The sequence below is a fragment of the Lacimonas salitolerans genome, from assembly GCF_042677865.1.
Classification (GTDB): domain Bacteria; phylum Pseudomonadota; class Alphaproteobacteria; order Rhodobacterales; family Rhodobacteraceae; genus Lutimaribacter; species Lutimaribacter salitolerans.
Genome location: NZ_JBHUDD010000156.1, coordinates 24,837 through 47,957, shown reverse-complemented (window position 1 = coordinate 47,957; position 23,121 = coordinate 24,837). Strand labels below are relative to the sequence as shown.

General features: G+C 65.6%; 24 protein-coding genes. 12 read left to right on the top strand and 12 right to left on the bottom strand.

The window, feature by feature from the left end:
* Nucleotides 1-42 precede the first annotated feature (42 nt).
* Together argS and ACFTOW_RS17990 are read right to left on the bottom strand one after the other, a co-directional pair.
* Entirely contained in the window at nt 43-1,788 is a 1,746-nt protein-coding gene (gene argS / locus ACFTOW_RS17995) for an arginine--tRNA ligase (protein WP_379918302.1), read from the bottom strand.
* A 119-nt stretch (nt 1,789-1,907) separates the two neighbouring features.
* Nucleotides 1,908-3,077 carry a deoxyguanosinetriphosphate triphosphohydrolase gene (locus tag ACFTOW_RS17990; protein WP_379918300.1) on the bottom strand — a complete coding sequence of 390 codons (1,170 nt, stop codon included), beginning with the start codon at nt 3,075-3,077 and terminating at the stop codon, nt 1,908-1,910.
* Between the two features lie 157 nt (nt 3,078-3,234).
* On the opposite strand from ACFTOW_RS17990, the gene ACFTOW_RS17985 reads away from it, so the two are divergent.
* Complete coding sequence (locus ACFTOW_RS17985) at nt 3,235-3,558, top strand: HesB/IscA family protein (RefSeq protein WP_024809210.1); 324 nt, start codon at nt 3,235-3,237, stop codon at nt 3,556-3,558.
* Nucleotides 3,559-3,567: 9 nt separating this feature from the next.
* Here ACFTOW_RS17985 and ACFTOW_RS17980 read toward each other — a convergent pair whose 3' ends face one another.
* A complete protein-coding gene (locus ACFTOW_RS17980) occupies nt 3,568-4,614 on the bottom strand; it encodes a DUF6902 family protein (RefSeq protein ID WP_379918297.1) in 1,047 nt (348 codons plus the stop codon).
* Between the two features lie 40 nt (nt 4,615-4,654).
* Nucleotides 4,655-4,918 (bottom strand): hypothetical protein, encoded by a 264-nt coding sequence (locus ACFTOW_RS17975; RefSeq protein WP_379918295.1) that lies wholly within the window; start codon nt 4,916-4,918, stop codon nt 4,655-4,657.
* Nucleotides 4,919-5,071: 153 nt separating this feature from the next.
* Here ACFTOW_RS17975 and xth point away from each other — a divergent pair, with 153 nt between their 5' ends.
* Nucleotides 5,072-5,878 (top strand): exodeoxyribonuclease III, encoded by an 807-nt coding sequence (xth, locus tag ACFTOW_RS17970; RefSeq protein WP_379918293.1) that lies wholly within the window; start codon nt 5,072-5,074, stop codon nt 5,876-5,878.
* A gap of 29 nt (nt 5,879-5,907) precedes the next feature.
* On the opposite strand, the gene ACFTOW_RS17965 is transcribed toward xth, so the two are convergent.
* Together ACFTOW_RS17965 and dksA are read right to left on the bottom strand one after the other, a co-directional pair.
* Nucleotides 5,908-7,074, bottom strand: coding sequence for an FAD-dependent oxidoreductase (locus tag ACFTOW_RS17965; protein ID WP_379918291.1), 1,167 nt, complete (start codon nt 7,072-7,074; stop codon nt 5,908-5,910).
* Between the two features lie 74 nt (nt 7,075-7,148).
* A complete protein-coding gene (dksA, locus tag ACFTOW_RS17960) occupies nt 7,149-7,571 on the bottom strand; it encodes an RNA polymerase-binding protein DksA (protein WP_379918289.1) in 423 nt (140 codons plus the stop codon).
* Nucleotides 7,572-7,762: 191 nt separating this feature from the next.
* On the opposite strand from dksA, the gene ACFTOW_RS17955 reads away from it, so the two are divergent.
* The 4 genes from ACFTOW_RS17955 to ACFTOW_RS17940 all read left to right on the top strand — a co-directional run bounded on the left by ACFTOW_RS17955 (nt 7,763) and on the right by ACFTOW_RS17940 (nt 11,707).
* Nucleotides 7,763-8,602, top strand: a complete 840-nt coding sequence (locus tag ACFTOW_RS17955) for an AAA family ATPase (protein WP_379918287.1) — start codon at nt 7,763-7,765, stop codon at nt 8,600-8,602.
* A 373-nt stretch (nt 8,603-8,975) separates the two neighbouring features.
* The gene (locus ACFTOW_RS17950) at nt 8,976-10,340 is read left to right on the top strand and encodes a DUF2927 domain-containing protein (protein ID WP_379918353.1); all 1,365 of its coding nucleotides are present in this window, start codon (nt 8,976-8,978) and stop codon (nt 10,338-10,340) included.
* Between the two features lie 10 nt (nt 10,341-10,350).
* Complete coding sequence (locus ACFTOW_RS17945) at nt 10,351-10,518, top strand: hypothetical protein (protein ID WP_379918285.1); 168 nt, start codon at nt 10,351-10,353, stop codon at nt 10,516-10,518.
* Between the two features lie 4 nt (nt 10,519-10,522).
* On the top strand, nt 10,523-11,707 hold the full coding sequence (locus ACFTOW_RS17940; protein ID WP_379918283.1) for a vWA domain-containing protein: 1,185 nt from the start codon (nt 10,523-10,525) through the stop codon (nt 11,705-11,707).
* Between the two features lie 106 nt (nt 11,708-11,813).
* Here ACFTOW_RS17940 and ACFTOW_RS17935 read toward each other — a convergent pair whose 3' ends face one another.
* Nucleotides 11,814-12,557, bottom strand: a complete 744-nt coding sequence (locus tag ACFTOW_RS17935; RefSeq protein ID WP_379918281.1) for a maleate cis-trans isomerase family protein — start codon at nt 12,555-12,557, stop codon at nt 11,814-11,816.
* Between the two features lie 101 nt (nt 12,558-12,658).
* Here ACFTOW_RS17935 and ACFTOW_RS17930 point away from each other — a divergent pair, with 101 nt between their 5' ends.
* Complete coding sequence (locus ACFTOW_RS17930; RefSeq protein WP_379918279.1) at nt 12,659-13,348, top strand: M48 family metallopeptidase; 690 nt, start codon at nt 12,659-12,661, stop codon at nt 13,346-13,348.
* Here the strand turns inward: ACFTOW_RS17930 and ACFTOW_RS17925 are convergent.
* The 3 genes from ACFTOW_RS17925 to ACFTOW_RS17915 are packed head-to-tail and all read right to left on the bottom strand — an operon-like array spanning nt 13,345 to nt 15,774.
* Nucleotides 13,345-13,887, bottom strand: coding sequence for an RSP_2648 family PIN domain-containing protein (locus ACFTOW_RS17925; protein WP_379918277.1), 543 nt, complete (start codon nt 13,885-13,887; stop codon nt 13,345-13,347). The two genes, ACFTOW_RS17930 and ACFTOW_RS17925, sit on opposite strands and share 4 nt — an antisense overlap.
* Nucleotides 13,884-15,080, bottom strand: a complete 1,197-nt coding sequence (locus ACFTOW_RS17920; RefSeq protein WP_379918275.1) for an RSP_2647 family RNA methyltransferase — start codon at nt 15,078-15,080, stop codon at nt 13,884-13,886. Before ACFTOW_RS17920 ends, ACFTOW_RS17925 begins: the two co-directional genes overlap by 4 nt.
* Before the next feature lie 37 nt (nt 15,081-15,117).
* Nucleotides 15,118-15,774, bottom strand: coding sequence for a DUF6778 family protein (locus ACFTOW_RS17915; RefSeq protein ID WP_379918273.1), 657 nt, complete (start codon nt 15,772-15,774; stop codon nt 15,118-15,120).
* A gap of 179 nt (nt 15,775-15,953) precedes the next feature.
* Between ACFTOW_RS17915 and edd the strand changes: the two genes are divergently transcribed.
* Both edd and eda read left to right on the top strand, forming a co-directional pair.
* Nucleotides 15,954-17,759, top strand: a complete 1,806-nt coding sequence (gene edd / locus ACFTOW_RS17910; RefSeq protein WP_379918271.1) for a phosphogluconate dehydratase — start codon at nt 15,954-15,956, stop codon at nt 17,757-17,759.
* Between the two features lie 2 nt (nt 17,760-17,761).
* Complete coding sequence (gene eda, locus ACFTOW_RS17905; protein WP_379918351.1) at nt 17,762-18,397, top strand: bifunctional 4-hydroxy-2-oxoglutarate aldolase/2-dehydro-3-deoxy-phosphogluconate aldolase; 636 nt, start codon at nt 17,762-17,764, stop codon at nt 18,395-18,397.
* Between the two features lie 11 nt (nt 18,398-18,408).
* Here eda and ACFTOW_RS17900 read toward each other — a convergent pair whose 3' ends face one another.
* Nucleotides 18,409-18,681, bottom strand: coding sequence for a hypothetical protein (locus ACFTOW_RS17900; RefSeq protein ID WP_379918269.1), 273 nt, complete (start codon nt 18,679-18,681; stop codon nt 18,409-18,411).
* A complete protein-coding gene (locus tag ACFTOW_RS17895; protein ID WP_379918267.1) occupies nt 18,678-21,461 on the bottom strand; it encodes a [protein-PII] uridylyltransferase family protein in 2,784 nt (927 codons plus the stop codon). Before ACFTOW_RS17895 ends, ACFTOW_RS17900 begins: the two co-directional genes overlap by 4 nt.
* A 102-nt stretch (nt 21,462-21,563) precedes the next feature.
* Here ACFTOW_RS17895 and ACFTOW_RS17890 point away from each other — a divergent pair, with 102 nt between their 5' ends.
* From ACFTOW_RS17890 to ACFTOW_RS17880, 3 genes are all read left to right on the top strand, one after another.
* Nucleotides 21,564-22,040 (top strand): YbaK/EbsC family protein, encoded by a 477-nt coding sequence (locus ACFTOW_RS17890; RefSeq protein WP_379918265.1) that lies wholly within the window; start codon nt 21,564-21,566, stop codon nt 22,038-22,040.
* 99 nt (nt 22,041-22,139) lie between these two features.
* A complete protein-coding gene (locus tag ACFTOW_RS17885; RefSeq protein ID WP_379918263.1) occupies nt 22,140-22,565 on the top strand; it encodes a DUF2852 domain-containing protein in 426 nt (141 codons plus the stop codon).
* A 66-nt stretch (nt 22,566-22,631) separates the two neighbouring features.
* The gene (locus ACFTOW_RS17880) at nt 22,632-23,075 is read left to right on the top strand and encodes an RDD family protein (RefSeq protein ID WP_379918261.1); all 444 of its coding nucleotides are present in this window, start codon (nt 22,632-22,634) and stop codon (nt 23,073-23,075) included.
* Nucleotides 23,076-23,121: the final 46 nt, after the last annotated feature.

Genomic DNA, 23,121 nt, shown 5'->3' with positions numbered 1-23,121 from the left:
CGCGGTTTCTTGCTGCCTCAGGGTCGCCCGGCCGCGCGGTTTTTACCGCATCTCTTTCGCCGGTTCGACGCCAAGAATACCAAGACCTGCGGAAATGACAACGGCGACGGACCGGGCAAGGGCAATTTTGGCCTGGGATGTGGCCGCATCGCCCTCTTGCAGCAGCCTCATCGACGCATCGTCATTGCCGCGGTTCCACAGCGCGTGGAAACTGCTGGACAATTCGTAGAGGTAGAATGCGATCCGGTGCGGCTCGTTCGTGCGCGCGGCGATCTCGACCAGACGCGGCCATTCGGCCAGCTTTTTCATCACCGCCTGCTCGGCCTCGTCCGTCAGCAGGGCCAGATCGGCCGCCCGCAGGGTAGCATCATCCGCCGCGATCCCCGCCTCTTCGGCCTTGCGGATGACCGAGTTCACCCGCGCATTGGCATATTGCACATAGAAAACCGGGTTGTCCTTTGATTGCTCCAGCACCTTGGCGAAATCGAAATCCAGCGGCGCGTCGTTCTTGCGCGTCAGCATGTGAAACCGCGTGACGCCGGGGCCGACCTGATCGACCACATCGCGCAGGGTCACGAAATTGCCCGCGCGTTTCGACATCTTGAAGGGCTCGCCGTTGCGCCACAGCTTGACCAGCTGCGTCAGCTTGATGTCCAGCGGCACGCGGCCATCCGACAGCGCCGAGACCGCCGCCTTCATCCGTTTGACATAGCCGCCGTGATCCGCCCCAAACACGTCGATCAGCAGGTCATAGCCGCGTTCGACCTTGTCATAGTGATAGGCGATATCGGGCGCGAAATAGGTCCAGGCGCCATCCGATTTCATGATCGGTCGGTCCACGTCATCGCCGTGCTCGGTGGATTTGAACAGCGTCTGCTCGCGCGGCTCCCAATCCTCGGGGGCCTTGCCCTTGGGCGGCTCCAGCACCCCCTTGTAGATCAGCCCCTTGGCGCGCAGCGCGTCGATCGCCGCCTCGATCAACCCGGTGCCATAGAGCGACTTCTCGCTGAAAAACCGGTCCATCTCGACGCCAAGCGCCTTCAGATCCTCGCGGATCAAGGCCATCATCGCATCGGTGGAAAAGTCGCGCACCTGTTCCAGCCAGACATCCTCGGGCTGGTCCACAAAGGCATCGCCCACCTTGTCCTTGAGGGCCGCGCCGACGGCGATCAGGTAATCGCCGGGGTAAGTGCCATCGACGAAAGCGACTTCCTGCCCGTGCGCCTCAAGATAGCGCAGGTAGACGGACCGCGCCAGAACATCGACCTGTGCGCCGCCATCGTTGATGTAGTATTCGCGCGTCACATCAAAGCCCGCGTAGTCCAGCAGGCTGGCCAGCGCATCACCAAAGACCGCGCCGCGCGTGTGGCCAACATGCAGCGGCCCGGTGGGGTTGGCGCTGACATATTCCACGTTCACGCGCTTGCCCTGCCCCATGGCCGAGCGTCCGAAATCCGCGCCATGCTCCAGCACCTGTGCAACCACACCCTGCCACACCACGTCCGACAGCCGCAGGTTCAGGAACCCGGGGCCCGCCACATCGGCGCTGGTGATGCGCGGGTCCGCCCGCAGAAGGGCAGCCAGCGCCTCGGCAATGTCGCGCGGCTTTTTCCCGGCGGGCTTGGCCAGCACCATCGCGGCATTGGTGGCCATGTCGCCATGGGCCGCATCGCGCGGCGGCTCGACCGTCACCGCCGCCATGTCCAGCCCGGCAGGCAGATCGCCCGCATCCACCATGCGGGTCAGGCTGTCGATCACCAGCTCACGCAATTGGGTAAAGAGGTTCATGCGCACAATCCTTTCGCTTGGCGCGGGTTTACCAGCAAACGCGCCCGCGTCAATGCGTGGCTCGGGACGCGCGCGGCCCGGCCGGGCGTGCCGTCAGGCAGACGTTTCAGCCGCGCCCGTCACACCCCGTGTCGGCCCACCGGCACGCTTTGGCCGGTCAGCCGGTGATAATCCTGCAAGGCAAAACGATCGGTCATGCCCGAGATGTAGTCGCTGACGATCCGGGCGAGATCGGCCTCGGTGGTCACGCGCGCCACATCGGCCTGCCATGCCTTGGGCAACAGCGTGGTATCGGCCATATAGAGGGGAAACAGCGCCTTGATCACCTGCGTGACCTGCGACCGCATTTCAACAACCGAGGGCGCGCGATACATATGGGTGAACAGAAACTTTCGGATTTCCTGCAAATCCGCCCACAGACCGGGCGAGAACTGCACCATCATCCGCCCCGCGGCCCGGATGCCCTCGACATCGCGCGCGCCGCTGGCGCTCAGATTGGCTTGGCTGACGTTGATCACGTCGCCCACCAGCACGCCGAAAAAGCGCCGCAGCCCCTCGTGCTGGCGGCGGTCGGGGTCCAGCCCCGCATAGGCCGCGTCGACCTGCGCAAAGCAGTGGCCCAGGATCGGCAGGCCGCACAGGTCATCAACTGTGAACAGCCCCGCGCGCAAAGCATCGTGCAGATCGTGGTTGTTATAGGCGATATCGTCGGACAATGCGGCCACCTGCGCCTCGGCGCTGGCATGGCTGTGCAGTTCCAGGTCAATCATCGCGTTGCACGCCTCCAGCGCCCAAGGGATATCCCCGGTCACCGGGCCATTGTGCTTGGCGATGCCTTCCAGCGTCTCCCATGTCAGGTTCAGCCCGTCCCATTCGGCGTAATGGCGCTCCAGCGCGGTGACGATGCGGATCGCCTGCGCGTTGTGATCGAACCCGCCATAGGGGGCCATCAGGGCAGACAGCGCATCCTCGCCGGTGTGACCAAAGGGCGTGTGGCCCAGATCATGCGCCAGCGCCACCGCCTCGGTCAGCTCGAGGTTCAGCCCCAGCACCCCGGCGATGGTCCGCGCCACCTGCGCCACCTCGATCGAATGGGTCAGCCGGGTGCGAAAATAATCGCCTTCGTGTTCGACGAACACCTGCGTCTTGTGTTTCAGGCGGCGAAAGGCGCTGGAATGGATGATCCGGTCGCGGTCGCGCTGAAAACACGAGCGAAAGGCGCTTTCCTCTTCGGCAAACACCCGCCCGCGCGAACGCTCGGGGCGGCTGGCATAGGGCTGTAGGGTCACGGGCGCGGTCCTTTGCCTGCGGATCTTGCGCGCAGTTAACCCGTGGCGGGGTACCGGAACAACCCCGCGCGGCACGCCCGGCCCATGCCAGCCCCTTGAAATGCGGGGCATTGAGCGACATATTCGTTTCAGGACCAAAACGCTCCCGAGGATCGCCATGCAACTGCCCCCCTCCGTCACCCCGCGCGCCTTTGAACGGCTGGCCGAGATCGCCGCCGCCGATCAGGGCCATGCCCTGCGCGTCGCGGTCGAAGGCGGCGGATGCTCGGGGTTTCAGTATGATATCCGGCTGGACGCTCCGGCGCAGGATGATCTGGTCCTGGAAGGTCAGGGGCAGAAGGTTGTGGTCGATTCCGTGTCTTTGCCGTTTCTGGCCGGGGCCGTGATCGATTTCAGCGAAGAGTTGATCGGCGCGCGGTTTGTGATCGAAAACCCCAATGCCACGGCATCCTGCGGGTGTGGAACGTCGTTCTCGATCTGACAGGTTGCTTCAGGCGCGGGCGAAATAGCTGAAGAACGCCTCGAATTGATGTGATCTTTCGGCAAGCGCCAGCGTCGCCATGGCGGTCGGGTCCAGCGCGACAGTGATATGTGGCCGCATCCGCGACCAGGCTCCCTTCCGCGCCCCGCCCAACCCGATCAGCACGCGCGAGATATCGCGCAGCGGCCCGTCGGGCGGGGGCATGTGGAAACTGATCCGTCCCGGCCCATAGCGCCCCGCAAACAGCGCCGCCCCGCCAAGTCCACGCATCCATTCGGCCATCAGCCACTCATGATAGCTGTCGGGCAGCACCGCCTGCGCCCCTGTCCCCATCCGAACCGTCTGCCGCCGGGCCGACACCCATGCCTCCCACGCCGGCGGCGGGGTCACGCGGGCAAAGCGCAGCGCGATGCAGATTTCCGCAAGCAGATCGGCATTATGCTCCAGCAGCGCCACCAGCCCCGCGAAATGCAGCGATCGGATCGTCTCGGGCCCGACACCCGGATCGCACCGCCCATATTCCGACAGGTAGAACAGGATATGCGTCAGTTCATACGCCGCCTTGCGGTTGGGCAGGGCAAAGGTCTGGCTGCGGGCAATGAACGCGCGCAGCCGGTCGTCCAGTCCGGGATCGCGCACCGTATGGCCCAGCCCACGCCGGCCCAGCAGCCGACGCGCCTCGGCCCGCTGCAGATCGGACAGCTCCGCCTGTGCCAGCCCGGCCCGCGCGACCTGCGCCGCCATCGGCCCCGCCACATCCCCGGGCAGGCCCATATCCTCGAGATCCAGCGCGATGGACAGCAAGAACCGGTAGTATTGCGGAAAGAACCGGAACCGCGCGGGCAGATCGGCGAACGCAGCCTCGTATGGCGTCAGCAGATCGGCCCTGCCCTGCCCGGTGCTTTCCAGCACGTTCAGCAATTCGGCGTTTTCCTTCAGCCACAGCACGTCATCCGGCCCGCGCCGCGCATGGGCAAAGCTGGCCACAAGGGCCGCCTGCCCGGCGGCCCCCGTCGTCGCGCGCGGGCGGGTGGGCAGTGCGATGATCTCTGCCATGCCTGGCCCCCTGCCCTGCCCAGCCCCGCGCCGCCCGCGCTCAGGCGCCCGACGAGAACAGATGCGTGCCGGTGCCGTCAGCCAGCCCCGCACTCACCGGTGCCGCGCCCGAGCTGAACAGCCCGACCAGCTCGCCCGTCACGGGCGCCGCGCCTGATGAAAACAGCGCCACATCCTCTCCGCTCAGCATATCGCCACAGACCGGTGCCGCACCGGACGAGAACATGCCCACCCCGCAGCCATCCAGCAGGCTGGTCTCGTTGGCGTCGCTCGGTTCGGGGATGAATTTCAACAGTGCAGTCATGGCTTACTCTCCTTTGGGTTGCGCTTCATCACTTAAATACCGCATTGCGTGTGCGTCAATCGATTCGTTCTACCCGCACACGAATTTCCCGGCCGCCCTTGCAGCCCGCCCTGCGCTGCGCGATAGAATGACCACGCGCAAAGGGGCCGGATCATGAAAATCGCGACGTTCAACATCAACGGCATCAAGGCGCGGCATCCCGCGCTCTGCGACTGGCTGGACGAGGCGCAGCCCGACATCGCGATCCTTCAGGAAATCAAGAAGGTCGATGAGGCCTTCCCCCATGAGTTGTTCGAAGATCGTGGCTACACTGTCGAAACCCATGGTCAAAAAAGCTTTAACGGCGTGGCGATTCTGTCAAAAATCCCGCTAGAGGATGTGACCCGCGGCCTGCCCGGCGACGACGGCGACGCGCAGGCTCGCTATATTGAGGCCACGGTCGTGGGCCGCGAGGCGATCCGCATCTGCGGGCTCTATCTGCCCAACGGCAATCCGGTTGAGCTGGACAGCGACGGCCAGCCCGTCGCGGGCGGAAAATACGCCTATAAACTGGGTTGGATGGAACGCCTGCAGGCCCGCGCGCAGGCCTTGCTGGACAGCGAGACACCGTTCCTGATGGCGGGCGACTACAACATCATCCCGCAGGCCGAAGACGCCAAAAGCCCTGAAAAATGGCGCGATGACGCGCTGTTTCGTCCCGAATCCCGCGCGGCCTTTCGACGGATCGCCAACCTCGGCCTGACCGAGGCGTTTCGCGCCTGTCACCAGGGTCCGGGGCATTATTCGTTCTGGGATTATCAGGCCGGGGCCTGGAACCGTGACGAGGGCATCCGAATCGATCACTTCCTGCTCAGCCCGCGGGTGGCCGACCTGATGACCGACTGCCAGATCGACCGCGACATTCGCGGACGCGACAAGCCCTCGGATCACGTGCCGGTCTGGATCACGCTGGACAACTGACCGCCGCATTGCCGTTTCGGGCACGGGCCTCAGGCGTCGGTGATGTCATATTCGTACAGCCAGTCGAACTGCCGCACCATGCGGCCCGGTGCCAGCGCGCCGCCCAGCCGCAGCGCCAGATGCGCCGCCCCGCGCAGCGGCGGAAAGCTCAGGTGATATTTCCACGCGTTGCCGTTGGCCGCCGCGATCACCCGTGTCGCCCGCGCCGCGCGCAAATCCTGATAGGCCGTCAGCCCCGATGGCAGGTCCGCCGCCCCGTCCAGCCCGCGCAGCAGGCCCCAGGCATCCTCCAGCGCCATGCAGGCCCCCTGCGCCAGAAACGGGAGGGTCGGATGCGCGGCATCGCCCAGCAGCGCGCAGTTGCCACCCTGCCAGCGCGCGGCCACCGGATGGCGGAACAGGCCCCATTGCCGCACGCTGTCCACCTCGGCCAGCAGCGCACGCACATCCGGGCCGAAATCGGCGAAGGCGGCGCGCAGGTTGTCGGGATCATCCCCTTGCGTCCAGCTTTCGGCGACCCATTCGCGCTGCTCGCGCACCGCGACAAGGTTCATCTGCGCACCATCGCGCAAAGGGTAGCTGACGACATGCCGCCCCGGCCCCATGTGGACATGCACCTGCGGGCCGCGCCTTTCGGTATTGGGCACCACCGCGCGCCAGGCCACCTGCCCGGTGAAAAACGGCCGCGCTTCGCCGTTCAGCACAGGTCGCAGCACCGAATGCAACCCGTCGGCCCCGATCACCAGATCGGCCGTGCACACCTCTCCGGTCTGCAGGATCACCTGCGGCACATCCCCCGGCACCACGTCACGCACCTGTTGCAACAGCCGTATCGTGACCCCCGCCGCCCGCGCCGCATCTGCCAGCAAGGTGATCAGATCGGCACGGTGCACGAAATAGTAATCCCGCCGCGACAGCCTGCCCAGATCAAGGCGCAGCACCTCGGGGCCCCGGTAGTCGCGCAGGCTGACCGCCTGCCCCTGCACCGCGCAGGCGGCCAGCGCCGCGTCCAGACCCAGCGCCCGCAGCACGGCAAGGCCGTTCGGGCTGATCTGGATTCCTGCGCCCACCTCGTTGATCGCGGGGGCCTGCTCCATCACGGTCACATCCGCCCCGCGCTGCGCCAGCGCGCAGGCCGAGGCCAGCCCGCCAATGCCGCCACCGATCACCAGAACCTTCAGTTTCGAGATATCCATGGAAACGTCTTCTGAGACGAAAAACGCCGGAGCGAAAGCCCCGGCGTTCCCGAAATCACGTCTGTGCCGCGCGGTCAGTCGTCGCGGTGCACCTTTTCACGGCGCTCGTGGCGTTCCTGCGCCTCGAGGCTCATGGTGGCGATGGGGCGCGCATCCAGCCGTTTGAGGCTGATCGGCTCGCCGGTCACCTCGCAATAGCCGTATTCGCCCTGTTCCAGCCGGCGCAGCGCCGCGTCGATCTTGGCGACCAGCTTGCGCTGCCGGTCCCGCGTGCGCAGTTCCAGCGCGCGGTCGGTTTCCTCGCTGGCGCGGTCGGTCACATCGGGGATGTTGCGGGTGCCTTCCTGCAACGCCTCGATCGTGTCACGACTGTCCTCCAGCAGGTCGGTCCTCCAGGCAACGAGCTTGCGGCGAAAATACTCGCTCTGCCGTTCGTTCATGAATGGTTCATCTTCCGCCGGTCGATAATCGTCGGGAAGAAAGACTTCGGCTTTCATATCCGCTCCCTCATCAAGGCCAATGGCTTGCAGGTTTTCCTGTTGCATATGGCGCCCCCTTCGGGCTGGCAGATACACTTGCTTTGGCGCTTTGTCACTACCCAATAACCGAAACTGCGACGCCGCATTGCCCGTATCGGCACAGCAGTCTAAGTTGGCCGCAACACTGCGCAAATAGAGGTTACTGATCCATGAAATTCACAGGCACCAAGGCCTATGTCGCAACCGAAGACCTGACCGTGGCGGTCAACGCGGCGGTCACGCTGGAACGTCCGCTTCTGGTCAAGGGCGAACCCGGCACCGGCAAGACCGAACTGGCCCGCCAGGTGGCAAATGCGCTGGGTCTGCGGATGATCGAATGGAACATCAAGTCCACCACCAAGGCGCAGCAGGGCCTGTACGAATACGACGCCGTCAGCCGGTTGCGCGACAGCCAGCTGGGCGACGAACGCGTGCATGACGTGCGCAACTACATCCGCAAGGGCAAGCTGTGGGAGGCGTTCACCGCCCCCGAAAAGGTCGTCCTGCTGATCGACGAGATCGACAAGGCCGACATCGAGTTTCCCAACGACCTGCTGCAGGAACTCGACCGGATGGAATTCTATGTCTACGAGACCGGCGAGACGATCCGCGCCGACAACCGCCCCATCGTCATCATCACCTCGAACAACGAAAAGGAACTGCCCGACGCCTTCCTGCGCCGCTGTTTCTTTCACTACATCCGCTTCCCCGACACCGCGACCATGAAGCAGATCGTCGAGGTGCATCACCCCGGCATCAAGGACCAGTTGCTCACCACCGCCCTGACCCAGTTCTACGAAATCCGCGACATGGCGGGCCTCAAGAAAAAGCCCTCCACCTCCGAGGTGCTCGACTGGCTGAAACTGCTGCTGGCCGAGGATCTGACGCCTGAGGACCTGAAACGCGACGGCCCCAACGCCCTGCCCAAACTGCATGGTGCGCTGCTCAAGAACGAACAGGACGTGCACCTGTTCGAGCGTCTCGCCTTCATGGCCCGGCGCGGGGGGTGACCCCGACACCGCCTCGCCCGCGGGGTGGCACATTTTCGCCACAATTGGCCGCAAATCCCGCTGGCCGGCGGGATTTGCCACAAAGATTTACCAATTCCGCTATGCTCCGCGCATCAAGAATCCAGTCTAACACGTTGAAATGACGATACGAGTTCGGGCATCCGTCAGCATCTTGCCACCAAGGCGAAATGCCAAGTTTCTGCCCCGGTTACCCCTTAACGCCGACATCAAGACAGGCATAAGTCCTCTCAACCGATTAAGAAACGAGGCAGAACATGACCGGGACACCTGGCACCCCCTTCTCGGGGCTTTTTCCTTCTGCGCCGGTCATCAAGGCAGCGGCCCCGTTTGATCTGGTGGGATCGACCGCATGATGCGCCGCATCGTGTTGCCTGTCTGCCTGATGCTGGGGGCCTGCATGCCCGCCGTGCCGACAGAAACCGCCAGCAGGGCCGCGCCGTTCTCCGACACCTCCTTGCCGCCGATGAAGACATTCTCGGTACCGCGCCCCACCCCGCCGGTGCAGTCGAACTCGGATCTGGCGCAGGATTTCCTCGATCTGACCTTCACGCTGGAATCCGGACGCCGGCTGCCATACTTCTCGCGGTTCGAAGGGCCCATTTCGGTGCGCGTGACCGGCAAGCCGACGGCCAGCATGGGGATGGACCTCAACCGGCTGCTGGCGCGCCTGCGTGCCGAGGCCGGGATCGACATCCACCTGACCGACAGCCCCGAGGCCAACGTCACCATTCAGGCCGTTACCCGCGCCGACATCCGCCGCAACCTGCCCCATGCCGCCTGTTTCGTGGTGCCCAACATCACCCGTGTCAGCGAGTATCGCAAGGCGCGGCGCAGCGAGCGCACCGATTGGGGAAAGATCAGAACGCGCGAAAGGCTGGGCATCTTCCTGCCCTCCGATGCCTCGCCGCAAGAGGTGCGCGATTGCCTGCACGAGGAACTGGCACAGGCGTTGGGGCCGCTCAACGACCTGTACCGCCTGCATGACAGCGTGTTCAACGACGACAACATCCATGCCGTCCTGACCGGCTATGACATGATGATCCTGCGGATCTACTATGCGCCAGAATTCAGCGCGGGCATGACCCGGGGTCAGGTCGCCGCGCGCCTGCCCGCGGTGCTGGCCCGGATCAATCCCGCCGGACAGAACCTGCCGCCGCGCCGCGTGGGCAGCACCCCGCGCAGCTGGGTGCTGGCGGTGCAGACCGCGCTCGGGCCGGGGGCCAACCCGCCCGAACGCCGCCGCGCCGCCGAACAGGCGCTTCAGATCGCGCGCACCATGGGCTGGAACGATCACCGCATGGCGTTCTCGCATTATGCGATGGGCCGTTTGACCCAGCGTGTGGACGACCGCGCGGCGCAGGATCATTTCACCGCCGCCGATCACTATTACGCGCAGGTGCCCGGCACCGACATCCACCGCGCCTTTGTCGCCTCGCAACTGGCTGCCTTTGCCGTGGCACAGGGTCGCGGGCAGGACGCGCTGTCGATGGTGACACCGCATCTCAACACCTCCGCGCGGCACGAAAACGCGGCCCTGCTGGCCACGCTGATGATGCTGCGCGCCGAGGCGCTGGACCTGCTGGGCCGGGCCGACGAGGCGGAAAGCAGCAGGCTGGACAGTCTGGGTTGGGCGCGATACGGATTTGGGGCGGATTGGGCGGTGCACGCCAAGCTGCGCGAGGTCGCGTCGCTCAATCCCGTTCTGGGACGCAACTGAGGCTTGAAGAATGATCGTATTGGCTGGCGCGCTGTTGGGCGCGACGTATGGTGCAATGGTTGCCATACGACGCAAGGGCAAGGCGCTGGATATCGCGCAATACGCCGCCGGCTACGGGATTCTTTTCGTGATCATCGCGCTGTTCCTGACGATTTTCATTCACCGCGCATCGCTCTGATACCATGTTCCTGCCATTCTTCGAAAACCTGCGCAAAGCCGACATTCCCGTGACCCTGCGGGAATACCTGGCCTTTCTCGAAGGCATGAAATCGGGTCTGGTCACCTATGACGTCGAAGGGTTCTACTACCTTTCGCGCACCGTGATGGTCAAAGACGAACGCAACCTCGACAAGTTCGACCGCGCCTTTGCCGCCACCTTCAAGGGGCTCGAGGATATCCAGCTTGGCGATGTGCTGAATGCCGTGGACATCCCCGCCGACTGGCTGGAAAAGATGGCCGAAAAGCACCTGAGCGACGAGGAAAAGCGCGAGATCGAGGCGCTGGGGGGCTTCGACAAGCTGATGGAGACGCTGAAAGAGCGGCTCAAGGAACAACAGGGCCGCCACCAGGGCGGCAACAAGTGGATCGGCACCGCCGGCACCAGCCCCTTTGGCGCGCATGGCTACAACCCCGAAGGCGTGCGCATCGGGCAGGAGAAATCCCGCCACCAGCGCGCGGTCAAGGTCTGGGACAAGCGCGAGTTCAAGAACCTCGATGACAGCGTCGAGCTTGGCACCCGCAACATCAAGGTGGCCCTGAAACGCCTGCGCCGCTGGGCGCGCGACGGGGCCCATGACGAGCTGGATCTGGATGGCACCATCCGCGCCACCGCCGAGCACGGATATCTTGACGTCAAGACGCGGCCAGAGCGGCGCAATGCGGTCAAGGTGCTGTTGTTTCTGGACGTGGGCGGCAGCATGGACCCCCATATCAAGGTGGTCGAGGAGCTGTTCAGCGCCGCGCGTTCCGAATTCAAACACATGGAATACTACTACTTCCACAACTGCCTGTACGAAGGCGTCTGGCGCGACAACCGCCGCCGCTGGGATGCGCAGATACCCACATGGGACGTGCTGCACACCTACGGCTCGGATTACAAATGCATCTTCGTGGGTGACGCCAGCATGTCACCCTATGAAATCGCCTATCCCGGCGGGGCCAATGAACACTGGAATCCCGAATCCGGTCAGGTCTGGCTGCAACGCGCCCGCGACCAGTGGCCCGATCACCTGTGGATCAACCCGGTGCCCGAGAAATACTGGGGCTATACCCATTCGGTCGGCATGATCCGCGAGATCTTCGAGGATCGCATGGTGCCGATGACCCTGTCGGGAATCGAGCAGGGCATGAAGTCGCTGACACGCTGAACCGGGCGGTCAGACCGCAGCGATTTTCCGATCCAACACGGCGTCCCGCATATGCATGCCATGTGCATGGATTGTGCATGCCCGGTGCATGGCTCTTTCCGGGCGGTCAGGCCGCCGTCTGAAACAGCCGCCCCGGCCCCCAGCCGCGCGCATCCACGCCTGCCAGTTGCAGCATGTGCCACAGCAGCGCCTGGTTCGAACTGACCACCGGACGGCCCGTTGCAGCCTCGACCTCGTCGATGATGCCAAAGGTGCGCAGATTGGTGCAGCTTGTGAAGAACCCTTCGGCATCGTCGTTTTTCGCCAGGTTTTCCAGCATGTTGCGAGTCGATCCTTCGGCAATCCGGGCGACAGTGTAATCGTCTGCCTGATCGAAACTGGCCTCGGCCACCGTGTCGATGCCCCGCTCGGCCAGAAACGCCCGCATCGGTGCGGTCACGCTTTGGACATAGGGCGATGCATAGCCGATCTTGCCGACCCCCAGGGCCTTCAGCGCGGCGGACACCGCGCTGATCGGATCGGACACCCCAACCCCGGGATGTGCCTCTTGAATCAATGACTTGACCCGCTCGGGTCCGATGATCGTAGAGGCACTCGTGCAGCCATAGCCGATCACGTCCAGCCCTTTGGGCAGCCGTGCGGCGGTGGTCGTCATCTCGTCGGCCATGCGGCGCAGGGCGTCGGGCGTCACGTCCGGCTGGGCCGGAATCCGCGCGTGCAGCAGGCTGACAGGCCGCCCCGCCAGCACCGTCCGCGCCTCGTTCTCAAGGCTTTCATCGGTGGACAGCACGATCAGGCCCAGCCGCAGCCCGTCGCCAAAGCCCTGATCCAGTTCGTACGCTTGCGCCATGCCCGGCCCCTTTCGCCAAATCAGCGCGTAATTAACCGTGTTTGCCCATCCGTGACAACCCACCGCTTGCCGCGCCGCGCAAACCGCCCCATATCTGGGACATGTTGAAATTCACCCCGATCCTTCTGGCCCTGATCTATGGCTTCGTGATGTACCGCTTTTCGGTCTGGCGCACCCAGTCCGAACTCAATTCGCGGTCATCCGAGCTGGTCGATCCGACCCTTGCGCCGATGCTTGACCGCATGGCCGCCGCGCTGGAAATCCCGCGCGTCAAGGTGCATCTGTACGAGATCGAGCCAATCAACGGGCTGGCCGCACCCGACGGGCGCATCTTCATAACCCGCGGATTTTACCAGAAATTTCGACAGGGCGAGGTGTCTGCCGAGGAAATGGCCAGCGTCATCGCGCATGAGTTGGGCCATGTCGCCCTGGGCCATGCCCGCCGCCGGATGATCGACTTTTCGGGGCAGAACGCCCTGCGCACCGCGCTGGCGATGGTGCTGGTGCGGATCATTCCGGGCGTCGGCGTTTGGATCGCCAACATGCTGACCAGCATGCTGGCCGCGAAACTCAGCCGCAGCGATGAATACGAGGCGGATGAATACGCCTCGGCCCTGCTGGTCAAGACCGGGATCGGCACCGATCCGCAGAAATCACTGTTCGAAAAGCTTGAGGCGCTGACCAATTCCCGCTCGGGCGTCATGCCCGCATGGCTGATGTCGCACCCGCCCACCAAGGACCGCATCGCAGCCATCGAACGCCACGAGGCGAACTGGGGCCTGCCGACCTAAGCCGCCAGCGCCTTGCCCACCCTTGGCAGCCGCGCCTTTTTCATCAGCCGCCGGATGCCCCAGTCTTCGCCCGACAACCGGCGCGCCTCGTCCAGCACGCGCGCGCCGACATGGGCCACCATGTCCGGGTTCGCCTGCCACAGACCCAGAAGAAACCCGTCCGGGTCGGCGCGGGTCAGCCCCTCTTCGGCAAGGATATGTCGCGGAAAGTCGCTGTTGTTCAGCGTCACGATGATATCCGCATGCCCCGCGATGGCAGCGGCCAGCACATGCACGTCGTTCCTGTCGGGCAGCCACAGACGCGCCTCAAGGCCCGGCTGGGCCGACACCGCAGCATCCGGCCATCGCGCGCTGACCTGCGCCACTTCGGCGCGCGCCTGCGCCTCGCCGCCCGGTCCCAGCTTGCGCGCGGCGCGGGCCCATTCCTCGAGAATCCGCTCAGACCACAAGGGCGTGAACGCGCCCTGCCCGGCCACGCCCAAAAGCATCTCGCGCATCACGGTGGGATACAGAACACAGGTGTCCAGCAGCACCTTCATAGGCGGTAGAACAGCGCCTTGAGATACCCGCTTTCGGCCAGTTGCGGCATCAGCGGATGGTCCGCTCCGGCAAAGCCGGTGTGGATGATCTGCCCCTGCCGCCCGGCCCGCCCGATGCCGCGATTGCACGCCACGCGGAACGCGGCCAGATCGACCGCATGCGAGCAGGAACACAGGCCAAGATAGCCCCCCGGAGCCACCAGCCCGGCAGCCAGCCGCGCCACGCGCTCGTACGCACGCAACCCGGCCTCCAGCGCCTGTTTCGATGGCGCAAAGGCGGGCGGGTCACAGATCACCAAATCGAACTGTGCGCCCTCTTCGGCCAGCGCGGCCATCACGTCGAACGCATCGCCCTTGCGGGTCTCGAACCGGTCAGACACGCCGCCCGCCTGCGCGCCCTCGCGCGCCAAGGCCAGCGCCGGGTCCGAGCCATCGACCGCCAGCGCGTGATCCGCGCCCGCCGCCAGGCTGGCCAGCGCAAAGCCGCCCACGTGGGAGAATACATCCAGCACCCGCGCGCCCTGCGCCAGCCGCGCGGCAAAGGCGTGGTTGGGCCGCTGGTCATAGAACAGGCCGGTTTTCTGCCCGCCCGTCAGATCGGCCATGTAGGTGGCGCCGTTCATCGGCACCGCCACCGGCGCATCCGGGGCCTGCCCGACCAGCACCGCACTGTCCTCGTCCAACCCTTCCAGGCTGCGCGCGCGTCCGCCTGCGTTCTTGAGCACGGTCGTCACGCCCGTCACCTGCACCAGCGCCTGCGCCAGATCGTCCAGCAGCACATCGGCCCAGGCCGCGTTGGGCTGGATCACCGCCGCATCCCCGAACCGGTCGATCACCACGCCCGGCAGGCCATCGGCCTCGGCGTGGATCAGGCGATAATAGGGTGCATCGAACAGCCGCGCACGCATCTCCTGCGCCCGTGCCAGCCGCGCCACCAGCCAGTCGCGGTCGATCACCGCGCTCAGGTCGCGATCCAGCACGCGGGCAAAGATGCGCGAATTGGGGTTCACCGCGACCAGAGCCATCGGCGCGCGCTCGGCATCCTCCAGCACCGCAATGCTGCCAGGCGTCAGCCCCCTGGTGCGCCGGTCGATGACCAGTTCGTTGTCATAGACCCAAGGCGCGCCGTGCCGTATGGCGCGGGCGTTCGATTTGGGTTTCAGGCGGATCACGGGAAAAGAGGACAGCGTCATGCTGCCCTCTTACTGCCGTTCGTTCGCGGGGGAAAGATCAGATCGGATTGACCTCGAGCCCGGCCACCAATTGCGTCACACCCTCGGGGGCAGAGCCGGGTTCGGCCAGTTCAGACCGCAGAACATTCTCCAGATGCTGGGTGATGCGCACCTTCTGCGTGATGCCCTGCTGCTCGGCGGCGATGGCCTTGGATCCGCCATAGGCTTTCAGATCAGCGCGGATTGTACGCGGCGGCACAACCTCCAGCCCGGTTTCGGGATCGCGCAGGATCAGGTCGAACGCGATGGAATGCACCCCGCCGACGGTATAGCGGGTCTTTTCCGTCAGCGCGTGAAACCGCTTCAGCACGATCTCGGCATCGACCGGCAGCGCACCCTGCGCGCCGTCAATTGCCTGCGACATGCTGGTGATGAAGATCTCGCCGATCTGGGCGTGGCGGTCGCCGATGGGATCACCGCGCCAGACGATGTCGCCCAGGGGATAATAGGTATTGGCCTCGCTCACCCGCAGGCTGCGCGGCACCTTGACCTTATAGGATTGCACCGCAAACGACTGCACCGCCGCCGAAGGCAGCTTGGCCGCCAGCGCCGTGGCGCTTTCCAGCGGAGCGTTGCGTGTGGCGGTTTCGAATGAGGCACAGGCCGAAACGCTCAGGCCCAGGACCAGTGCCGTGATTATGCGAACATGCTTCATACTCGTCCTCCGATGGGCGGTCTGCCCGTATCATTGATCACGAAACTGACATCGGATTGGGGCATGAATGGGACACAATGGGGACGATTGCGCGGGTTTGTGGCGGCAGGCCCGTGGCAGCGCGGTTGCGGCGTTATCGCTAACGACATATATCTGGAGCGAAGACGTCAGGGGGCGACATGGCACTGAACGACACCGTGGCACAGGTCACCGACAGGATCATCGAACGCAGCGCCGCCCGGCGCAGCGCCTACTTGGCGCGGATGCGCCAGGCCGGGCGGGATGGCCCGGCACGCGGGCATCTGGGGTGTTCCAATCAGGCCCATGCCTACGCCGCCACCGGCCCCGATCAGCAGGCGCTGGCCACCGATCAGGCCCCGCATCTGGGGATCGTGACCGCCTATAACGACATGCTCTCGGCGCATCAGCCGTTCGAAACCTACCCCGAGCTGATCCGCGCCGCCGCGCGGGATGCGGGGGGCACCGCGCAGGTTGCGGGCGGCGTGCCGGCCATGTGCGACGGTGTCACCCAAAGCCAGCCGGGGATGGAGCTGTCGCTGTTCTCGCGCGATGTGATCGCGCTGGCCGCCGGGGTGGCGATGTCGCACAACACCTTTGATGCTGCGGTCTATCTGAGCGTGTGCGACAAGATCGTGCCGGGTCTGGTGATCGCGGCGGCCACCTTTGGTCATGTGCCGGCGGTGTTCATGCCCGCCGGTCCGATGACCAGCGGCCTGCCCAACGACGAAAAGGCCCGCATCCGCCAGCAGTTCGCCGCAGGCGAGGTTGACCGCGCCACCCTGATGAAGGCCGAGATGGACAGCTATCACGGCCCAGGCACCTGCACCTTTTACGGCACGGCCAATTCCAACCAGATGCTGATGGAGTTCATGGGCCTGCACCTGCCCGGCACCTCCTTCGTCAACCCCGGCACGCCGCTGCGCACGGCGCTGACCCGCGCGGGTGCGCAGCGCGCGCTGGCGATCACCGCTCTGGGAGAGGAATATACCCCGGTCTGCGACGTGCTGGACGAACGCGCCTTCGTGAACGGGATCGTGGGGCTGATGGCCACGGGTGGATCGACCAATCTGGTGATCCACCTGCCCGCCATGGCCCGCGCGGCGGGGATCGACCTGTTGCCGCAGGATTTCGCCGATCTGTCGGCAGTCACGCCCTTGCTGGCGCGGGTCTATCCCAACTCGCTGGCCGATGTGAATCACTTCCACGCGGCGGGCGGGCTTGGCTATCTGATCGCGCAACTGCTCGATGCCGGTCTGCTGCACGAGGATGTGCAGACCGCCGCCGGCCCCGGCCTGTCGCGCTATACCTACGAGCCGCGGCTTGACGGCGACCGCCTGCACTGGTCACCCGGCACGGGCCACAGCCTGAACGACAAGATCCTGCGCCCCGCCAGCGACCCGTTCCAGCCCGCAGGCGGGTTGATCCACCTGCATGGCAATCTGGGCGAGGCGATCATCAAGACATCCGCCATCTCGGAACAGGCCCATGTGATCGAGGCCCCGGCCCGCGTGTTCGACACCCAGGATGCAGTCAAGGCCGCATTCAGGGCGGGCGAGCTGGACCGCGACGTGATCGTGGTGGTCCGGTTTCAGGGCCCGCAGGCCAACGGCATGCCCGAACTGCACGGGCTGATGCCCCCCTTGGGCGTGGTGCAGGGGCGCGGGCACAAGGTGGCGCTGGTGACCGACGGGCGCATGTCGGGGGCCAGCGGCAAGGTGCCATCGGCGATCCATGTCGCCCCCGAGGCGGCGGCGGGCGGGCCGCTGGCCTGCCTGCGCGACGGCGATCTGCTGCGGCTGGACGCGCACAAGGGCACGCTTGAGTTGCTGACACCGGGTGCGCTCGACCGCGCCTCTGCCAGCCCTGACCTGTCGGCCAATCACCACGGCATCGGGCGCGAGCTGTTCGAGATCTTCCGCCGATCCGTCGGCCCCGCCAGCAGCGGCGCGGGCGTGGTGGTCTGATGCTGACGCCCGCGCAGATCAGCCAGCAGACCGAAGCCCTCTGCCGCCGCGCGCCGGTGATCCCCGTGCTCGTGATCGAGGATGCGACGCTGGCCGCCCCGCTGGCCGCCGCACTGATCGCCGGGGGCCTGCCGGTGCTGGAGGTGACGTTGCGCACGCCCGCCGCGCTCGAGGTGATCGCGGCCATGGCCACCGTGCCGGGCGGTATCGTGGGTGCGGGCACGGTTCTGACCCCTGCGGATGTCGCCGCCGCCAAGGCGGCGGGCGCGCGTTTCGCCGTTTCTCCCGGTGCCACGGACCGCCTGCTGGACGCCTGCGAGGGCGCGGACCTGCCGCTGCTGCCCGGCGCCGCCACCGCGACCGAGGCGATGGCGCTGCTGGAACGCGGCTACACCGTGCAGAAGTTCTTTCCCGCCAGCGCCATCGGCGGCGCACCCGCCTTGAAAGCCATCGGGGCGCCCCTGCCGCAGATCCGGTTCTGCCCCACAGGTGGCATCGGGCATGACACCGTGCGCGATTACCTGTCGCTGCCCAATGTGCTGTGCGTCGGCGGCAGTTGGGTCGCGCCGAAAAAGCTGGTGGAAAATGCCGAGTGGAACGCGATCACCAACCTGGCGCGGCAAGCCGCCAGCCTGTGATCTCCTTGGGATCAGTCGCGCGGGCGTGACCTCCAGCCACCGCGCCTGCGCGGGCGGTCCATCTGCTCCAGCCCTTCGCGCATCACCTGCGTCATCGGGTGGTCGGGCGCATCCCCGCCATAGCGGTCAATCAGGCGCAGGATCGCGTCGCGGCTGTCCTGCCCCTCGGGCAGGCTCAACGCCCAGTCCAGAAAGATCGTCCGGCATTCGGACGCGCTGATGCCGTCGATCCGGTAGGATTCATAGATCAGCCCCTTGGGGTCCAGCGCATCGCCCTTTTTCACCCGCCTGCCTCCGGCTTCAGCGCGGCGTCGATCACCTGACCGGCGCGCGCGCAGCTATCGTTCAGATGACGCCCCAGCGTTGTCAGATCGTCGCACCCGGTTTCGCGCAGCATCATCGCGCAGCCGCCCTCGCCGGTGCGGTCCGGATCAAAGGGCTTGTCGCTCAGCAACCTTGACACGGCCTGCACCTGCCAGCACAGCCCGTGCGCGGCATCCAGCGCCTGCGCCGCGTCGCTTTCCAGCCATCCGATGCGCACGGCGTGGTCCAGCCCGGCCTCGATGCTGCGATCGGTGCCACCGCCCAGCAGGCTGGCCGCCTGCGCGACCAGTTCCACATCCTGCAACCGGCCCGGCCCCAGCTTGGCATCCCATGGCCCCTGCTGGGGCTTGGCGGCGGCCACGCGCGCGCGCATCTCGGCCACCTCTTTCAGCACCTTGGCGCGATCCTGCGAGGCTGTCAGGACGGCACAGCGCACCGCCTCGACATCAGCCGCCACATCCGCATCGCCCGCCACCGCCCGCGCGCGGGTCAGCGCCAGATGCTCCCACACCCAGGCCTCTTCCTTCTGATACGTCTCGAAACTGGCCAGCGATGTCGCCACCGGTCCCTGCGTGCCACTGGGACGCAGGCGCATGTCGACCTCATAGAGCCGCCCCTCGGCCATCAGCGCGGTCACCGCCGTGACCATCGCCTGCGTCATCCGCGCGTAATAGGTGCGGGCAGGCAGCGACCGGCGCCCGTCAGACGCCTCGACCCCTGCCGCGTCATAGATCACGATCAGGTCCAGATCCGACGCCGCATTCAGCCGCGCCGCCCCCAGCGATCCCATGCCCAGCACTGCCGCCCCGCGCCCAGGCGGGTCCCCGTGTTTCAGCGCGAATTGCGCCACCACCACGGGATAAAGGGCCGACAGGCAGGCCTCGGCCAGATCGGCATATTGCGCGCCTGCGCGCGTGGCACAGATCAGCCCGCGCAGGTGATGCACGCCCACGCGGAAATGCCACTCCTTGGCCCAACGGCGGGCGGCATCCAGCTTGCGTTCGTAATCGGCCTCTTGCGCCACATGCTCTGCCAATTCGTCGCGCAGCGCCGCCATGCCCGGCCATTCGGAAAAGAAATCCCCCCCGATCACCGCGTCGAACACGCCCGAATTGCGCGACAGATGCGCCGCCAGCGCAGGCGCGGTGCCGACGATATCCACCAGCAGGTCGATCAGTTGCGGATTGGCCTCGAACAGCGAAAACAGCTGCACACCGGCGGGCAAGCCGGCCAGAAACCCGTCCAGCGCCAGTATCGCCTCGTCGGGCTTGGCGGTGCGGCCCAGACGGTCCAGCAGATCGGGCTTCAACCGCTCGAAGATCTCGACCGCGCGGGCAGAGCGCAGCGCGGGATAGCTTTTCCAGCGGTCGATGATCTCGGTGTTGAACCCGTGGGCGTCAGGAAGCGGCGGCCCGCTGTCATCGGGTGCAAAGAAGCTTTCGGTCAGATCGTGCACCTCGGTCAGGCGGCGGTGCAGATCGGCCTTCACCTCGGACAGATCGCGGCCCATGAAGCAGGCCAGCCGCGCGAACCCGTCCTCGGATCCCGGCAGGTCATGAGTTTGGGCATCGCCCACCATCTGCAAACGATGTTCGACCTCGCGGTGGGCGACGTAGTGATCGGCCAGGATTTCAGCCGCATCCTCCGGCACCCAGCCCTTGTCGGCCAGCACGCGCAGACCGTCCAGCGTGCCGCGCACCCGCAATTCGGGGTCGCGCCCGCCGGCGATCAACTGCCGCGTCTGGGTGAAGAATTCGATCTCGCGGATTCCACCGCGCCCCAGCTTCATGTTGTGGCGCGGCAGGGTGATCGGCCCACCCAGTCCCTTGTGTTCCCGGATCGCCAGCCGCATGTCATGGGCATCCTGAATCGCGGCGAAATCCAGATGCTTGCGGAACACGAAAGGCGTCAGGGTCTTGAGAAACCCCTCGCCCGCCGCGATGTCCCCGGCACAGGCGCGCGCCTTGATATAGGCGGCCCTCTCCCATGTGCGGCCAAGGCTTTCGTAATAGGTTTCCGCCGCCGCCATCGCCATGCAGACAGGCGTGACCGCCGGATCGGGGCGCAGCCGCAGGTCGGTGCGAAAGACATAGCCATCGGCGGTCATGTCGCTCAGCATCGCGGTCATCTTGCGGGTGGCACGCACGAAACTGGTGCGCGCCTCGTGCCAGTCGTCCTGATCGAAACGGGTTTCGTCGAACAGGCAGATCATGTCGATATCCGAGCTGTAGTTCAGCTCGCCCGCCCCCATCTTGCCCATGGCGATCGCCACCATGCCGCCTGCGGTCTCGATATCGTCCTGCGTGGCGCCGGGCAGCTTGCCGCGCCTGATCTCGGCCCCCACGCAGGCCCGCATCGCCGCATGGGTGGCCAGATCGGCCAGCCGCGTCAGCGCGCCGGTGACCTGCATCAGCGGCCAGACCCCTGCCAGATCGGCCAGCGCCGTCAGCAGCGCCACCCGCCGCTTGGCCTGCCGCAGCACGGTTGGCAGGACATCTGGCGCGGCGGCATCCACATCGGCAAACACCGCCTCCAGCGCGCTCTCGGGGTCGTCCAGCGCGGATGGCAGCCACGCCGCCTCTTTCTCGATCAGGGATTTGAGATAGGGCGAACAGCCCCCCGCCCCTTCGACCAGCTTTGCCAGATCGCCCTCCAGCGCGGGCACGGCGGCGCGTGCCTCGGCGCCCCGGTCGGGGTCATAGGGAATGGGCAGGCGGGTGATGCGCGATACCAGTGTCATGCCTGCAAATGGGCACGCATGGACGTTACATGCAAGAGACGGCGATTGCGAAGCGCCCTTGTTTTGGGCACAAACACGCGAGGCAGGACAGGGACACCCATCATGAGCAAAAGCATGGCGCGCGTGCGCCGCGCGCTGGACGAGGCCGGGATCACCACCGAAATCCGCGAAACCGACGGCGCACGCACCGCGCAGGAGGCAGCGGATGCCGTGGGCTGCGCACTCGATCAGATCGTCAAGTCGATCATCTTTCAGGGCCATGACAGCGGCCAGTGCCTGCTGTTCCTGACCGCGGGCGGCAATCAGGTCGATGCGGCCAAGGCATCCGCACTGGCGGGCGAGCCGCTGGACCGCGCCGATGCCGCCGCCGTGCGCGCGCAAACGGGCTTTGCCATCGGCGGGGTCAGCCCGGTCGGGCATCTGAACCCGATCCGCGCCTGGGCCGATCCCCGTCTGATGGATTTCGCGGAAATCTGGGCCGCCGCAGGCACTCCGCGCCATGTCTTTGCCCTGAAATCCGCCGATCTGGTACAGCTCAGCGGAGCGCAAGTCGCTGAATTCAAAGTGCAAACCCCATAATGTAAAAATCGTTCACATAAACCCTTGCAAACCCCTTCCCTTCTTCCCACCTTGTGTAATGTGAAAGACATTCACATCACAACCAACGGAGAGACAGACATGACCCCCGCCGCAACCTTCCAAGACGCCACAGCCCGCTCTGCCGGTTGGCTGTCGCGCGCCGAAAGCTGGCTTGACGCCCGTGGCAAAGGCGCATGGATCGCCGCCATGGTCCTCGGCTTCATCTTTTTCTGGCCCATCGGGCTTGCCCTTCTGGCCTACATGATCTGGAGTAAACGCATGTTTTCGAAATCCTGTTCCACCCGCAGCCCGATGGCCCGTCACGCCTATGGCGCCATGAAAACCAGTGGCAACAGCGCCTTTGACGCCTACAAGGCTGACACGCTGAAGCGCCTGGAAGAAGAGCAGGAGCAGTTCGAAGCCTTCCTGGAGCGTCTGCGCGATGCCAAGGACAAGGCCGAGTTCGACCAGTTCATGGACGACCGCGCCAAGCGCACCAGCGCGACCGAAGGCGACGACGCCTGAGCCACGCACCGCCAGTGCAGCCCGCCCGCCCGGCGGGCTGCGTCACCCCTGACCCGAGGGACCGCAATGACCCTGACCGCCCTGCCCGATCCGCAGCTACAGCCCGAGTTCTACGCCGATGTGCCCACAAAGCGCCTGCTGGCCTTTGTGGTGGATACGGTCCTGATCATCGGCATCTGCCTTGTCATCCTGCCGTTCACAGCCTTCACGGGGTTGTTGTTTTTCCCCTTCCTGATGCTGGTGGTGGGCTTTGCCTACCGGGTGATCACCCTCAGCAACGGCTCGGCCACCTGGGGGATGCGCCTGATGGCAATCGAATTCCGCACCACCCAGGGCACACGCTTTGACTTCGTCACCGCCTGCCTGCACACGCTGGGCTATACCCTGTCGATGGGCACGTTCATCGTGCAGGCCGCATCCATCGTGATGATGCTGACCAGCGAGCGTGGCCAGGGCCTGAGCGATCTGGTGCTGGGCACCGTGGCGCTGAACCGCAGCGCGCAACGCTAACCAAGGGCGCTCTACCCCCTTGGCGTAGGGGTTTGTGTGGGCTAGT

What these genes read in the sequence shown, in the direction of transcription:
- ACFTOW_RS17890 (WP_379918265.1), top strand. Translation starts at nt 21,564, where the DNA reads ATGAGCAAAAGCATGGCGCGCGTGCGCCGCGCGCTGGACGAGGCCGGG.
- ACFTOW_RS17975 (WP_379918295.1), bottom strand. Translation starts at nt 4,918, where the DNA reads ATGACTGCACTGTTGAAATTCATCCCCGAACCGAGCGACGCCAACGAG.
- edd (WP_379918271.1), top strand. Translation starts at nt 15,954, where the DNA reads ATGGCACTGAACGACACCGTGGCACAGGTCACCGACAGGATCATCGAA.
- xth (WP_379918293.1), top strand. Translation starts at nt 5,072, where the DNA reads ATGAAAATCGCGACGTTCAACATCAACGGCATCAAGGCGCGGCATCCC.
- ACFTOW_RS17945 (WP_379918285.1), top strand. Translation starts at nt 10,351, where the DNA reads ATGATCGTATTGGCTGGCGCGCTGTTGGGCGCGACGTATGGTGCAATG.
- ACFTOW_RS17950 (WP_379918353.1), top strand. Translation starts at nt 8,976, where the DNA reads ATGCGCCGCATCGTGTTGCCTGTCTGCCTGATGCTGGGGGCCTGCATG.
- argS (WP_379918302.1), bottom strand. Translation starts at nt 1,788, where the DNA reads ATGAACCTCTTTACCCAATTGCGTGAGCTGGTGATCGACAGCCTGACC.
- ACFTOW_RS17920 (WP_379918275.1), bottom strand. Translation starts at nt 15,080, where the DNA reads ATGACGCTGTCCTCTTTTCCCGTGATCCGCCTGAAACCCAAATCGAAC.
- ACFTOW_RS17935 (WP_379918281.1), bottom strand. Translation starts at nt 12,557, where the DNA reads ATGGCGCAAGCGTACGAACTGGATCAGGGCTTTGGCGACGGGCTGCGG.
- dksA (WP_379918289.1), bottom strand. Translation starts at nt 7,571, where the DNA reads ATGAAAGCCGAAGTCTTTCTTCCCGACGATTATCGACCGGCGGAAGAT.
- ACFTOW_RS17925 (WP_379918277.1), bottom strand. Translation starts at nt 13,887, where the DNA reads ATGAAGGTGCTGCTGGACACCTGTGTTCTGTATCCCACCGTGATGCGC.
- ACFTOW_RS17930 (WP_379918279.1), top strand. Translation starts at nt 12,659, where the DNA reads ATGTTGAAATTCACCCCGATCCTTCTGGCCCTGATCTATGGCTTCGTG.
- ACFTOW_RS17880 (WP_379918261.1), top strand. Translation starts at nt 22,632, where the DNA reads ATGACCCTGACCGCCCTGCCCGATCCGCAGCTACAGCCCGAGTTCTAC.
- ACFTOW_RS17965 (WP_379918291.1), bottom strand. Translation starts at nt 7,074, where the DNA reads ATGGATATCTCGAAACTGAAGGTTCTGGTGATCGGTGGCGGCATTGGC.
- ACFTOW_RS17955 (WP_379918287.1), top strand. Translation starts at nt 7,763, where the DNA reads ATGAAATTCACAGGCACCAAGGCCTATGTCGCAACCGAAGACCTGACC.
- ACFTOW_RS17985 (WP_024809210.1), top strand. Translation starts at nt 3,235, where the DNA reads ATGCAACTGCCCCCCTCCGTCACCCCGCGCGCCTTTGAACGGCTGGCC.
- ACFTOW_RS17980 (WP_379918297.1), bottom strand. Translation starts at nt 4,614, where the DNA reads ATGGCAGAGATCATCGCACTGCCCACCCGCCCGCGCGCGACGACGGGG.
- ACFTOW_RS17885 (WP_379918263.1), top strand. Translation starts at nt 22,140, where the DNA reads ATGACCCCCGCCGCAACCTTCCAAGACGCCACAGCCCGCTCTGCCGGT.
- ACFTOW_RS17915 (WP_379918273.1), bottom strand. Translation starts at nt 15,774, where the DNA reads ATGAAGCATGTTCGCATAATCACGGCACTGGTCCTGGGCCTGAGCGTT.
- ACFTOW_RS17940 (WP_379918283.1), top strand. Translation starts at nt 10,523, where the DNA reads ATGTTCCTGCCATTCTTCGAAAACCTGCGCAAAGCCGACATTCCCGTG.
- ACFTOW_RS17895 (WP_379918267.1), bottom strand. Translation starts at nt 21,461, where the DNA reads ATGACACTGGTATCGCGCATCACCCGCCTGCCCATTCCCTATGACCCC.